Origin of the sequence: Clostridium merdae, assembly GCF_900176635.1 — a bacterium.
Classification (GTDB): Bacteria; Bacillota; Clostridia; order Oscillospirales; family Acutalibacteraceae; genus Faecalispora; species Faecalispora merdae.
Window position 1 is genome coordinate 359,100 of the sequence record NZ_FXLN01000002.1, and the last position, 12,922, is coordinate 372,021.

18 protein-coding genes are annotated in these 12,922 nt (G+C 42.4%); 16 read left to right on the forward strand and 2 right to left on the reverse strand.

Features of this window, described 5'->3' with window-relative positions; genetic code table 11:
* Nucleotides 1-2 precede the first annotated feature (2 nt).
* On the forward strand, nucleotides 3-1,178 hold the full coding sequence (locus CAN90_RS01755; protein ID WP_085832114.1) for a hypothetical protein: 1,176 nt from the start codon (nucleotides 3-5) through the stop codon (nucleotides 1,176-1,178).
* A gap of 64 nt (nucleotides 1,179-1,242) precedes the next feature.
* Here CAN90_RS01755 and CAN90_RS01760 read toward each other — a convergent pair whose 3' ends face one another.
* Together CAN90_RS01760 and CAN90_RS01765 are read right to left on the reverse strand one after the other, a co-directional pair.
* Nucleotides 1,243-1,464: a hypothetical protein gene (locus CAN90_RS01760; RefSeq protein WP_085832115.1), complete on the reverse strand. Its 222-nt coding sequence runs from the start codon at nucleotides 1,462-1,464 to the stop codon at nucleotides 1,243-1,245.
* Between the two features lie 263 nt (nucleotides 1,465-1,727).
* Nucleotides 1,728-2,030, reverse strand: a complete 303-nt coding sequence (locus CAN90_RS01765) for a hypothetical protein (protein WP_242953542.1) — start codon at nucleotides 2,028-2,030, stop codon at nucleotides 1,728-1,730.
* 135 nt (nucleotides 2,031-2,165) lie between these two features.
* On the opposite strand from CAN90_RS01765, the gene CAN90_RS01770 reads away from it, so the two are divergent.
* From CAN90_RS01770 to CAN90_RS01840, 15 genes are all read left to right on the forward strand, one after another.
* Complete coding sequence (locus CAN90_RS01770; RefSeq protein WP_085832116.1) at nucleotides 2,166-2,645, forward strand: phage tail terminator family protein; 480 nt, start codon at nucleotides 2,166-2,168, stop codon at nucleotides 2,643-2,645.
* Between the two features lie 14 nt (nucleotides 2,646-2,659).
* A complete protein-coding gene (locus tag CAN90_RS01775; RefSeq protein ID WP_085832117.1) occupies nucleotides 2,660-3,925 on the forward strand; it encodes a phage tail sheath subtilisin-like domain-containing protein in 1,266 nt (421 codons plus the stop codon).
* A 13-nt stretch (nucleotides 3,926-3,938) separates the two neighbouring features.
* The gene (locus CAN90_RS01780; RefSeq protein ID WP_085832118.1) at nucleotides 3,939-4,379 is read left to right on the forward strand and encodes a phage tail tube protein; all 441 of its coding nucleotides are present in this window, start codon (nucleotides 3,939-3,941) and stop codon (nucleotides 4,377-4,379) included.
* 12 nt (nucleotides 4,380-4,391) lie between these two features.
* Complete coding sequence (locus tag CAN90_RS01785; RefSeq protein ID WP_085832119.1) at nucleotides 4,392-4,781, forward strand: phage tail assembly chaperone; 390 nt, start codon at nucleotides 4,392-4,394, stop codon at nucleotides 4,779-4,781.
* A 218-nt stretch (nucleotides 4,782-4,999) separates the two neighbouring features.
* Entirely contained in the window at nucleotides 5,000-6,325 is a 1,326-nt protein-coding gene (locus CAN90_RS01790) for a hypothetical protein (RefSeq protein ID WP_143750779.1), read from the forward strand.
* Nucleotides 6,322-7,182 (forward strand): hypothetical protein, encoded by an 861-nt coding sequence (locus CAN90_RS01795; RefSeq protein WP_187138275.1) that lies wholly within the window; start codon nucleotides 6,322-6,324, stop codon nucleotides 7,180-7,182. Before CAN90_RS01790 ends, CAN90_RS01795 begins: the two co-directional genes overlap by 4 nt.
* A 12-nt stretch (nucleotides 7,183-7,194) precedes the next feature.
* Nucleotides 7,195-8,133, forward strand: coding sequence for an XkdQ/YqbQ family protein (locus CAN90_RS01800; protein ID WP_085832121.1), 939 nt, complete (start codon nucleotides 7,195-7,197; stop codon nucleotides 8,131-8,133).
* Between the two features lie 4 nt (nucleotides 8,134-8,137).
* A complete protein-coding gene (locus CAN90_RS01805) occupies nucleotides 8,138-8,377 on the forward strand; it encodes a hypothetical protein (protein ID WP_085832164.1) in 240 nt (79 codons plus the stop codon).
* Nucleotides 8,374-8,763, forward strand: a complete 390-nt coding sequence (locus CAN90_RS01810) for a DUF2634 domain-containing protein (RefSeq protein ID WP_085832122.1) — start codon at nucleotides 8,374-8,376, stop codon at nucleotides 8,761-8,763. The genes CAN90_RS01805 and CAN90_RS01810 overlap by 4 nt, the downstream gene beginning before the upstream one ends.
* A complete protein-coding gene (locus CAN90_RS01815) occupies nucleotides 8,756-9,835 on the forward strand; it encodes a baseplate J/gp47 family protein (protein WP_085832123.1) in 1,080 nt (359 codons plus the stop codon). Before CAN90_RS01810 ends, CAN90_RS01815 begins: the two co-directional genes overlap by 8 nt.
* Entirely contained in the window at nucleotides 9,835-10,398 is a 564-nt protein-coding gene (locus CAN90_RS01820; protein ID WP_085832124.1) for a putative phage tail protein, read from the forward strand. The genes CAN90_RS01815 and CAN90_RS01820 overlap by 1 nt, the downstream gene beginning before the upstream one ends.
* Entirely contained in the window at nucleotides 10,391-10,759 is a 369-nt protein-coding gene (locus CAN90_RS01825; RefSeq protein ID WP_085832125.1) for a hypothetical protein, read from the forward strand. Before CAN90_RS01820 ends, CAN90_RS01825 begins: the two co-directional genes overlap by 8 nt.
* Entirely contained in the window at nucleotides 10,746-12,389 is a 1,644-nt protein-coding gene (locus CAN90_RS01830) for a hypothetical protein (RefSeq protein WP_085832126.1), read from the forward strand. Before CAN90_RS01825 ends, CAN90_RS01830 begins: the two co-directional genes overlap by 14 nt.
* 17 nt (nucleotides 12,390-12,406) lie before the next feature.
* On the forward strand, nucleotides 12,407-12,640 hold the full coding sequence (locus CAN90_RS01835) for a hypothetical protein (RefSeq protein ID WP_085832127.1): 234 nt from the start codon (nucleotides 12,407-12,409) through the stop codon (nucleotides 12,638-12,640).
* A complete protein-coding gene (locus CAN90_RS01840) occupies nucleotides 12,640-12,864 on the forward strand; it encodes a hypothetical protein (RefSeq protein ID WP_085832128.1) in 225 nt (74 codons plus the stop codon). Before CAN90_RS01835 ends, CAN90_RS01840 begins: the two co-directional genes overlap by 1 nt.
* Nucleotides 12,865-12,922 lie beyond the last annotated feature (58 nt).

Sequence of the window (12,922 nt, forward strand, 5' to 3'; positions counted from 1 at the left end):
GAATGACGGTTGTGGATTTACGCAACAAGGTCACTGATAGCCATGTAAAGCTGATTGAAATCAGCGAAACAACGGTTTATTATGCAGAAGAAAAAGCGGAGGAGGGGCATTATAGTCTGTTCTTGCTGGAATACGATAGAAAAACAGAATCAGAACGCATGATAGCCAATTGTTTTTTAGGAGACCCTTCTGTGGTGCTTCACTTTTTCTCTTTCCCAAATGATATTATTGTAATTATGGAAAACGGGGATAGCTCAGCCCGACTTTTGCGTTTCGATAAGCAAACCGGTGAGGAAAAAAACGCGGAAAAGCTGCGTTTTATTGGGAGCTTCTCCGATTGTATTGCTCTGGATGAAAGCCGTGTGATTTTTTATACGGAAGAGAATGAGTTGCATAAACGCTTGTTTGAAGAGTATAAAAAAGCATCTGGATTTGAACGGGTTGCTTACCTATATGATATAGAAGAAGAACGTTATTATTATGTAAGAGATAAGCGAATTTGCAACTTGTCTGCAGAAAAGCTGATTCCATTTGACGCGGCCGGTGAACGCATGCTTTTAATTTTAGAACCTTATGGCAGCGACGAAGAAAAAGAAAAATGTTATCGGAACCGTAGATGGCTAGGCGACGAAATCAATGATAACGTTTGGCTTTGCCCGCTACTTGATTTTGTTGTATCGGTAAAAGCGGATGAGACACATTTACCGTTAGAGCTTGTTTTAAGCGCCGGAACACACGGGCTGGTGCGTTATGTAGGACAAGATGAGCTTAGCCTATATTTTCGCGCAAAATATTACCCCAATAGTGACCAACGCATTTGCATGGTAGAAAAAGTTGGTGGTAAAAAAACCGTTGTTGCCGAACTGAATTTAAAAGAAGACGAAGAGCCGGCAAGCTTCTTTATTGAGCAGAGTCCTGCCCGTATTTACCGAGTGACCGAGTTGGAAGATACATATGAAATACAGGGTGTACTAAATACTGAGGTAAGCAGCCAATACAGCAAGGAGCTCGGGCAATTTGTTGCTTGTGTAGAGAATCGTTATTTAGTTGCGGAATATGTTATTAGCGATGAAACGGATTCATATGTTTTTTATTCGATTTATGATTTGGAGACAAAACAGCAGCAAAGCTATGAATGCGAGTGTGTAGTGCAAGAGGACACCATCGTTCTGTTTTAATTAATAAAAGAGAAACTTACCAGCCCTTGAATCTTTTGATTCAAGGGCTGGTTTTCATATAATATTAAAGGTGCTTTTGGTGTTGCAAATTTGCTGCGTCTCCACCACGTGTAATATAATCTTCTTTCACTTTTTCCATAAGCGGTTGAAGTGTTCGAATACCTTCTCCAGCTTCATTAACGTCTTCTATACGATATGGGTTCTGCAATTGCCCTATCCATTGATCTTTATTGGACTGTAAAGCGGAATAAAGCAATGCAGTTTCTTCTACTGAATAATCTGTCAATTGAAACAAAACTCCTTTCCATAATAGCGTACATCCTTAGTTTTCTCGATTTTGTATTTACTATCCGAGCTTTAAGTATTCCAAATTTTTAAACCCTTTGCAATTACTGTAAACAGTAGATGCAAAGGGTCTTTTTTTTATTTAAAGCTGCCCACATATTTTATAAATTAATTTAAAAAAATGAAACTTGCCCTTTAGAGAGAAAGAAATCGAAGGTTTGTTGGGTGTAATAGAGAGACCTAATAAAGAAGACGAGAGGTCATTTAAGATTCAATTCGCATACCTGCTAAAGAATAAACGCCGTAATCGGTTTTCACCGTTGCGTCTAACTTGCTTTCTGTTATTTTCCCCTTTGCACTATATTTTAACCGCATTAAACCAGTATTCAAAATTCCTGAAAATTCAAATGTGTTATTTCTTAGCTTTCCATTTTTAAAATAGCTCGTATTTCCCATTGTGCGAATGGAGCCACGAATACTATCTCCTTCTTCGGCAATAAAAAGTATTCCATTTTGCAAACCAATGGGAGTACGCATCGAAATCCTGTAACTTGCGTTCACTTGCATCACCACATTTCTTTTCATTTCTTTTAAAATATGTCAGAAAAGCAAAAAAGTGATTCCACAATTTCAACCGAGTTATCAACATATAGTATCTGGGAGTTATTGGATATACAATTTATTCTATTTTGGAGGCGTATTATGCAAGCATCTGAAAAAATAATCATTTCGCAGTCGTTGCGAGATGCAATGGACAATGGATCTCTAACAATTCTAGATCAATTAACACTGGCGGCGGCACAGCTTACAGCGAGCTTGTTTCCACTTGCGTCAATTTACATTGGGCTGCCACAAACTGCTGACGCACCGGCATTTTTTATTGATTGTAATTGGATGACCAATCGAAAGAAGCTTAGGCAGACCACAGAATTTGAATTTGGACTAAAAATCACGTATGTTCCAGTGGAAGGCACCGAGCGCAGAGATTTGCAAAATGCCATGTTTTTGCTGGAACAGAATTTAGATATGTTAGAAAACGACACAAGCAGCTTTCGTTGTTTTACAAGCAGTGCAAGCGTGGAAGAGGGACTTGCCTACATGACGAGTTCTGTAAAGGTATGGGAAACTGTTGTGCCTGATGATGCGATCATCGGACACGCAGACCAAAATATAACTTCTTAAGGAGCTGATGAAGATTGATTACAAAAATCTTGCCAGGCACAAACATTGAGCTGAAAGCCGGCGCACGTGAGGATGGTTTGAGCGTTACGGGTGTTGTAGCGATGGCACTTCCTCTTCGCTGGGGTGAACAGGTGACCGTTATCAATGCAGGGGATAATACACTGTTCCCTCTGGGTTACAAAATTACCGATCCTTCTATGAAATTGGTTCGCGAAGTGATGAACGGGGCTAAAAAGCTGATTTTGTACCGCCTTAATGCGGCGGGTGAAAAAGCTTCAGCGAAGCTGAGCACTGGAATTACAGCAGAAGCGGTATATGCCGGTTCTCGCGGGAACGACCTTTCGGTTATTGTTAGTGCGAGCGGTGAAAAGTGGTTGGTGAAAACCTACCTTGGCACGCAGGAAGTGGATGCTCAGACAATTTCGTCTGTGGCAGAGTATTCAACGTATTATGTAGCACTTTCCGGCACTGGTGATCTGGAGCCTGTTACAGTTAAGCTGAGCGGCGGACTGGATGGAAGCACGGAAAGTGATTATACCGCATTTTTCTCAGAGCTGGAAAAGCGTGAATTTAACGTGGTTTGTAGCACGAATGCAGCGATGGCAGAGCCTGTTGTTAGCTTTGTTCAGGAGCAGAATGCCAATAAGGCGTATGTACAGGGTGTTGTAACCGGCATAAACCCCAACTGCGAAAATGTTTATGCGTGCAACTCAACCGGCGGTGTTACAGTTGATTATGAGTTGACACCTGCGGAGGCTTGTGCGACACTTGCTGGCTTGATTGCTCAGGCAGGTGTGGAAAATAGCCTTACTTATAGCAGAGGCATCGCTGGTTGGACAGATGTAAAACCGCATTTGAGTCGTGACCAGCAGATTGACAGAACCCAGAAGGGCGAAGTTCTGTTTGTGCCGTTGTACGGTTCTCCGGCTGTTTTATATGACATTACCAGCCTGACTAAATTTGATGACAAACGACCAAAAGATTTTGGCAAGGGTTTGGTGATGCGTACCCTGCAGAAATATCAGGGTGATTTGCAGAAGCTGTTGGACACCAAGTGTGTTGGTAAAATTCGCAATAGTGTGGAAGGCCGTGCACAAATTAAAGCAATGGTATTTGAGATGACCACGCAGAATTATCTTGCCCCGGGATATGTGGAGGGTTTCTCTGCAGATGACATTACCGTGGCTGCTGGTTCAGAGCGTGATGCAGTGAATGTAGTAGTAGGCATTAAGGCGGTAGATACAGTTGATAAAATCTATGTTACCGTGACGGCACTTTAAGGAGGAATGAAGAATGGCTAAAACAAGATTACAGGACGTTTTTTCTGGACATGACGGCGAGGCATTTATTCGACTAAACGGTTCTATTGTGTCCGCATTTAAAGTCTCTAAAATCAACGCCAAGCTGGAAGCCGTGGTTGAAAATAGAAGGTTTTTGAATGACCCGATGGAGCAGGCAGCACAGCGTGGACTGAAGGGCAGCGGCGATATGACGTATTACCATACCACTCCCGCGTTTATTAAAGCAATGCGCGACTACAAAAATGGCGGAGCGGTACCCAATATCAGCTTGCAGTTTTATGCGGCTTCTGCTAGCTCGCAGAGTAAACGCATTGGCGTAACCCTCTCCGATGTGGTTTTGGCGAATATCGGCTTGATTGCGCTGGATGATAGCAGTGACAACGCGCAGACCATTGAGACTTCATTTACCTTTAACGACTTTGACTTGGCATAAGGAGGGCTAACTATGGATAAATCTTTGATGCAATTTTTGCACCCGAATCGCAAACCCAACGTTACGTTTAAGCTGGATAGCTTTGGTGACGCAGAATTTGAAATGCGTGCGCTCAATGCAGATGAAATGGGACAGATGTCTGCCGAGGTTCAGACAAAAGGCCTAAAGGGCTTAGAGGCTCTTTACCCCACCATTGCGCTGAGTTTGGTGAGCCCGAATTTGAGCAGTGCGGAACTGTTGGATGCTCTGTCTGAAAAAGAGGGCAGAAGAATTTTGAGCCCTACGGATGCGCTAAAGACGATGTTCACCGCAGGTGAAATTGGCGCACTGCTCAATATTTATAATGAGCATGCTGACGTAACCATCGATTTTGGGAATAAGGTGGATGAAGCAAAAAACTAATCGAGCAGGGCGAGGATGGTTTTTGCTTCTATGCACATCTGGCCCTGCAGAACCACAATATACTTCCTCATGATTTTATGGAGCTGTCAGTACAGGAGAGGGCATTCATTATTGCAAGCGATCTGATTGTAAATAGTGAGATGCGTAAAAATTAAAGCGGCGGAATTTCCGCCGCCTCTGGCTCTATGATTCATTCCCCAAAAATAAATGGGAAAGGAGTGATCTCAATCGCTAAATTTAAGTTGGAAGATTTAATTAAGCCAGAAGATTTACTAAAAAAAGCAGGAGAATATTCTTACAAATATTTTATTAGTGGAATTGAAAATGCAGAAAATCAGCAAGTGAATAAAATTTCGCTACAGTCTATGCTCGGAAGTGAATCGGCCGGAACGGCGCTTTATGATTATGCAAAAACGTATGGTGCACAAAAATCTATATTGGGTATAGGTGGTACTTTAAACGCAACGAAGCAGTTTGCACAGTTTACAAACAATATAGATATAATAACTCGATTGTACGGATTAGCAGAGCGACTTTACGCACGCGATCCTTCTCAGGGGAAAGAAAAAGCAGTTTCCTCCGTTCAGTCGTTGCTAATGGGGGATGCTTCTGCCGTTCAAAACGATTATCAAATTTGGGGAGCAGATGGAAATAAGGTAAACTCCCTCATGGCAAGTGGCGATATGAATGGAGCAATTGATTATATGCTGGAGGCCTTTGATGAATGTGGGGCTTCACAGGAAATCGTGCTAGCAAACTTTGAATCATTACAGACACAGGCAGACAAGTTTGGAGAAGGCATGCAGTACGCGTTGGGAGACCAATCTGGTTCCGTGGTGCAGGGGCTATCAGCTCTCTTACAACAATTAAATAATCAGCTGAAAAATGGAGGACTTAATTGGTTCTTTAATATTATTGGAGATGGAATGGAATGGCTCGGAAACGCATTATCATGGGTTGCGGAGAATTTAAATACACTGATAAAAATCTTTCGGATAGGTGCTGAAGCTCTTATGGGATTTGCAAAAGCTATGAAAGTTGCAGCCGTGGCTACAAATATACTAAAATTTGTATTTGGAGGAGTTCCTGTCAAGGTAATTACTCTAATTGCATGTCTGCTCGGAGCTGGTGCGGGAACGGCCTCAATTCTAAATATGGAAGATGAAGAAAATAAGGATTCCGAGGGAAGCACATTTAAGGATTTAGATAAATTAAAAGCTGAAGCACAAAATGGTATGGATGGCTCAAAGATAAAGAAAAGACCTACAGATTTAAGTTCTTCATCACTTCATACAGAAATCACTAATACTGCTCCAATTGCAGTAACCGGAAAAATGGAGATTGAAAAAGAAGTGCTGCGTTATCAGTTCGATTTGGCAGCGCAGAAGGCAATGGCGGTATTCCGTATGCAGCAATATGTGCCGCAGGTAATCATTCAAAACCAAAATGTAAGCCAGACCGCTGACCTCAATGAGATTAATCACAGCTTAGGCGATATCATATATCAAAATCTGCAAACGCAGCCAGCGGGGGTGTATGGATGACCTATTATGTAAATCTAGGTGGTATTTTGCTTTATGGGATAAAGAATGTAGAGGATAACAGTGAACGTGAAATTACTTCTTACGACGGCATCGGGCAAGGATTCTTCCCGGTGCCGGAATCCCGAAAGCTACGAACCTGGACATTTGAATGTGAAATGACGGAACAGAATCGGAATAGACTGGCGAATTGGACTGCTGCCAGTAAGGTTTTTACAGGTTTTGAGGTCCTGCTTGCCACGAAAGACCCAAGCCGATTCATTTTTGTATCAAACAATCGAAATGAGTCAATGTCCGGATACTTAACAGGGTACAGCAAAAAGGAAGAATACCCCGGAATTTATAACGTAACAGTAAAGGTAACAGAATATAAGGCGGCTGGTGTGAAAACGACGGACGTTCCATATATTAAGCGCCCCGGAAAAGCGCCTGCAATTCCTAAAGTAGTTGTTTTTGATAGTAAAACAACTCCATATAGTCTTATTAGAAGGACAGGAAAAGATGAAGAAAGCAGTGGAGGCGGCGGGATCAGTGGAGGCGGCGGAGGTTGTGGAGGTAGTGGAGCCAGCAGAAGCAGTGGTTTTTTTGGGTTTCTCGATGGATTGGGAGAAAAAGTTAATCAATTTTATAAAGATTCATTAGTTATTAAAGATCGTACAAATGGAGCTTTTAAAGTTAATCCAGCTACTTTAAACGATGGTCAAGATAGTTCGTATATTATTGCTATGGATACTATCAAAAATAAGGAACAAATTCTCAAAGGAATTAATTCTGCCGCTAACACTGCCGCTACAATTGGAAAAGCGATGGATAATTACGCCAAAAGCATACCAGATGGGGCAATTGGTGGTAATAATTAGGCAGGTGAAAAAATGCTACTTATTAATAATACCGATATTTCGGATATTGCACTGAATATAACGCATCAATCTTCTTGGAACAATGGAGCCAGTAAGTTTAGCTTTGAGTACCCTACCTATAAAACGGGAATGTTCCCCAATGGTAGCACGGTGGTGTTCACCTACGGCAACGCGAATATATTTTATGGGTTTCTTTTCACAACAAAACAGGATACTAAAAAGTATAGCTGTGTTTGTTACGACCAGCTACGGTATTTAAAGGCGAAGAACTCCATTATTCGGCCGGTGAGTACCCTAACGGAGTTTTTGAACACGGTGGCAGCTGGAATAGGAGACCGCATTCGTTTGGGACAGGTCGATAATACGGAAGTAAAGTTAACAAAGTTTCGGTTTCTAGATCAGACACACCTGGATATGATTTACAAATCGATAGAGGAAAATCTTTATACCAATGGATACTGGTATGTACTTCGGGATCAGTTTGGCGCCATTATACTGCGGGATATGGTGGATTTGCGGTTGCCGATTATAATTGGTGACGGCTCCATGGCGACTGGCTTTGATTACGAACGCTCTATTGATGAGGATACCTTTAACTATATTAAGGTTGTTAAGGATGACAATAAAACAGGTATTCGAAATGCCTATGTCGCTTCTGATAGTAGTAATGTAAATCATTGGGGAAAGCTGCAATATTACGATAGAGTAGATGCTGACCTGAACGAATCGCAGCTCGCTGCCCGAGCGCATCAATTACTGCAGCTAAAGAACCGGGAGACTCAGTCACTAAAGGTTGAGTGTATGGGTGATACCCGCGTGTTTGGAGGCAGTGGTATCCGAATAAAAATTGCAGAAGCGGGTCTTGACCTGTGGGCGGTTGCAGACCAAGTGACGCACAATTTTGGGCACAACAAGCACACCATGAGTTTGGAATTAAAGTTTGTGTGGTGATGATATGGATTTAAATACGGCCATTAAAAGCATTGTAAAAGAATACCTGCAAAATGAGGCACTCTGTGATTTAATTTATGGCACATGGGGTAGCTCCAATATTAAAGTGGACAACCGCCCGCTGGTGATTCCGCTTGACATGGTGGATGTACCCAAAGGCCTTACTATTACAATTGGGTCGAGGGTGAGTTTAATCCAAAAGCATGGTGGCCAGCGTTTTGCGGTGATAGGGGTGATGGAATGAGTGTGCTAAAAACCTATGGTGACGACGTATATAGTTTTCATCCGTCCAAAACGTGGCGGTTGTCCGGGAATCATCTTCAAGGGATGATTGACGGGAAAGAAGCTGCAGCACAAGCGGCGAGTCTTGCTCTATCCACAGAGCGATTCCTTTACGACATTTTTTCGTACGATTATGGAGTGGAGCTTGCGGATTTAATCGGAAAGGATCGGGAATATGTACAAGCTGACTTCCGGCGGCGCATAGAAGAAGCACTCGGTGAGGATGACCGGATTACGGGAATCTCTAATTATCAGATTACGTTTGATGGCGAAGTTGCAACTGTTCACTTTACAGTGAACACCATCTTTGGAGATTTCAACACAGAAAGGAGTGTAACGCTTGGCTGAACCTTATGAATATGAAGCAATCCTGAAACAAATGCTCGATCAAGTGCCAAACAGCATCGATAAACGTGAGGGAAGCATCATTTACCATACATTAGCACCTACTGCGTTTGTTTTGGCGCAGCAGTCTTATATGATAGCCTATTTGACTGACCTACTGTTTGCAGACACAGCAGAGGAGGAATGGCTAGACCGAGTCACATCCGATTTTGGTGTCGATCGAGACCAAGCAACACAGGCGATACGGCAAATCAATACCTTTGATTCCTCCGGTGCGCCAAAGGATATTCCGCTTGGCAGTCGCTTTGCAATAGAGGATGTTTCCTTTACAACAAAGGAAAAGCTTGCGGATGGGCAGTACAAAGCAATCTGTGATAAATACGGGATGCAGGGAAATGCGTATGGTGGCGAAATTCTGCCAGTGGATAACATTAATGGATTGGCTTCGGCACAATTAATTGCTCCTGCTCTCATTCCAGCAAGGGATCAGGAAAGCGATGAGTCCCTGCGCGCAAGGTTCCATACCGCAGTTCGGCAGCAGCCATATGGCGGCAATATTGCGGACTACAAAGAAAAGACACTTTCCATTGACGGAGTGGGTACAGTGCAGGTATTCGGCGCCTTGACTATGGGAGCGGGCAGCGTTGGGCTGGTTATTGGCGATGAGCAGGGCAATACCGCAACGCAGACGCTTGTAGATAAGGTGCAATCGGTAATGGGAACGAACGGTGACGGCATTGCCCCCATTGGGCACACCGTAACGGTAGGTACCTCCGTAGACTTGCCCGTTGAGGTTATGGCACAAGTGAGACTGCGGCATGGTACGAACTTAGCCCTTGTAAAAGCTTCTGTGGAAAAAGCAATTAGCGATTACATTGGCAGCATCGGTTTTGCAGAGGAGACGGTCTTTTACGCAAAGCTGGTGGCGAACATATTAAATTCGCATGAAAGCGTAGTGGATGTTGGAACGGTAACGCTAAACGGGGAAAGTGCAAACTTATCCTTGGAAAAATCCTTCTCTGCGTATCAGGTTCCGGTAATGGGGGCGATCACAGTGAGCGAGGTGACCGGCTGATGTTTTACGACCACAAGAACGATTTTAAAGGCTATTTAATCGACCGACTGCAGGATGTTGTGGAAATCGATGCGATTGCCGGAGTTGTAAATATACAAATGGATGCTTTGTCCGAGCAGGTACGGAAGATGGTAAAGAACAAATCGGTTTCCACCTGTGACGAAGAGGGGGCGCAGCGCTGGGAGAAGCTGCTCGGCGTCTCCTCCCCCATGAATTCTACCTTGCAAGCGCGGCGCGATGCACTGAAAGCAAAGCTGATGACAAAACCGCCCATCAACATTAATGTACTGCGCAATATGGTAGAAGCGTACATGGGGCTGAATGTAGAGGTAAGCGTAGAGGATTTTGTGATAAAGGTTCGCTATCGCGGAGAAAGCCGAATATCCGATTTAAAGCCCTTGTATGTAACGGCTTATGAGACGATTCCCGCGAACCTGCTATTGGACATCGCCTACATTTACCTTACTTGGGATGAGCTAGATGACCAAGCACTTACCTTTGACCAATTGGATGAAAAAAATCTAACCTTAACGCAGCTAGAAAGGGGAGAGTGGATTGCCTGATATTACAAGTTTATTTGAAGGAGCGGACGGGGTATCCCGCACTCTGTTTAACCAAAAACTCAGCGATATGAATGCGCACGGGAATGATACTACTAGGCATGTGACGGAAAAAGAGAGAAGAAAATGGAACATAGGCAGCGTTGGCACTTGTGTTGATGGAAAAATGACCAGCATTTTAGCCGACGGCTCCATACAAGAAGAAATGGAAGATACCATTGAAATTACGAGATTTTTAGGGAACGGCAATATTGAGAAAATCGTAAAAAGCAAGCCGGAGAATAAAGTATTACTGAAAAAAACCACAGAATTTTTAGCTGACGGAAAAATTAGAGAGGTGGTTACAGATTATGAGTTGGGCTGAAGTAATGAAAGTAAATAGTGACATGAGGGAGCCTTTAAACTATGTTCACTATATCAACGATATTTCTGTTTTTGGCAACAAAAGCTTCATCATGGCAAAAGAGAATAAAAATCTATGGAACGAGTTTTGTCTCAGGAGCCTGTGGCTGTATGGTCATAAGCAAATACGCGAATACGTGTATGCACGCCTGGATGTAAAAAATGTAGACAGCTTATGGAAAGACAGCGGCGTTTTAGGGGAACAGCTGAACGCATTCTATGGAGTAGAGGCATTCCCGAATGGCAATGGCTTTGTTGTGATGCAAAACATGACTACGGATCTGTTTAATATTCTGGAATCCAAGTTCCAAGAGGGTTACAGCAGATATGTAGAAAAATTCTTATCTGGTGAAAAGGTTGGGCAATGGTTGGTTTCTACATTCAAACTGACCTCCAACGTTTTGCCAACATTAAATACGATTGAAGAAATCATAGCCAATAACGAAGCAGTGACGGACATTTGCAGTAGTGTTCAGGCGCTTACCGCATTGACGAGCTGCACGTATTCCGCGGACAAAATATCTGCTGCGGAGAGTACAAGTGAGACTGTTGTTCAAAACAGTTTGAATGCTTTAACCATACACGCGTTAATTAGCAACCGTTATTTTATGAGGGCGGCAGTACAAAAGCAAAATGTTATGCAGCTCATTGCAAACAGCCAAGCGGCGATGTACTCTGCAATTCGAAGTAGCATTGCAATGGACGCCATTTTAAACAGCACGGTTGCCATGGGAGAAATTGCGAAAAGTGCAATTGCGATTAATACGCTTTTGGTTGCCATTGATGATTTGTCGAAAGGAACTGCTTCTTTGCAAACAATTCAAAGTAACATTAGCAGTATCCGTTCGAATTTACCTAAGATAATCGAAGGCAATACGGCGGAACAAGAAGTAAAACAAACAGAAGAAACCATAAACGGTATTTTGGTTACGCTGAACCCGATTCTAAGTAAAATGGTTGTGGTTAAGGAGACAATCGCAAAGTTTGTAAACAATGCTACTGCAATGAAAGTGATTGCAAATAGCAGCACGGCAATGAAGTCTATTGCTGTCAGTAGTGCCGCTATGACCGAAATTGCTGCATCTTCAACGGCAATGACTGCGATTGCAAATAGCAGTACTGCAAGGAACGCTTGTATTAATTCTTCTGTTGCTATGAATGTAGTAAGCAATTCTAATCTAGCTGTTGGAAAGTTTGCTGTAGGTTGCGCTGGTTTGGATGCAAGCTTGTATCCGGATTTTAACACTGTTGCTGCATCTTCAACAGCGATGAAAGCGATTGCTAATAGTAGCATTGCAATGAGAGTTATTTCCAACAGTAGTGTCGCAATGAACGTTTTATATACAAAGAAAAGCCGACTTTCAGGTGCGAAAAAAAACACCAATGGAAAAATGATTATTCTTGAAATTAGCCCAGGTAATACACATTCTGTTGAAAGCTATGGTTATGCTACATTGTCTGATGGTTCTAAGCCAAATTGGAATGGCTACATCTCAAGATTTGCTTATTTTCAGATGTTCCCAATGTACGCTACTTATATTAGAAATGATACTGAATTTGATGACTGGGTTGATTACTTCTTAATCGAATAAAGAAAAGGAGAGTTAACATGCCTTGTTTTTATGACCAAATTACAGAGCAGTTTGCGAAACAAAAAGAAAACCTAAAAAGGTTAGAGGATGAAAATTGTAGTTTAAAAGAAAGTAACGGTTCAATAGCTGTAATGGTAGAATCTTTAAAAAACGACTATAAAGCCTTGCAAGATAAAACCCTTACCTTAACACAAGGAATGGTACAAATGGAGTACGAAAAAGAGCTAGAAAAATTAGGAGGTAACAAATAATGACTTTTGTTTATAATTTATGCCAAATGCTCATTCAAAATGGGCTTACAGCAGATTTGCAGGAAAAATTAGATGTTTTCTTTGCAGCAGGCAGGCTCACAAAGGACCAGTACTTAACTCTAAGTATGGCAATTGCTGGTGAAGAACCAAACGGTGAAGAAGTGCCAGATGAAAATGACAAAGAGGCAGAAGAACCAAAAGTGAGTGATACGGAACAGCAGTAATACGCTGCTCTAAATAAAGGGTGATAGGACAATGATGTATTTGGTTACGTCATTGTCC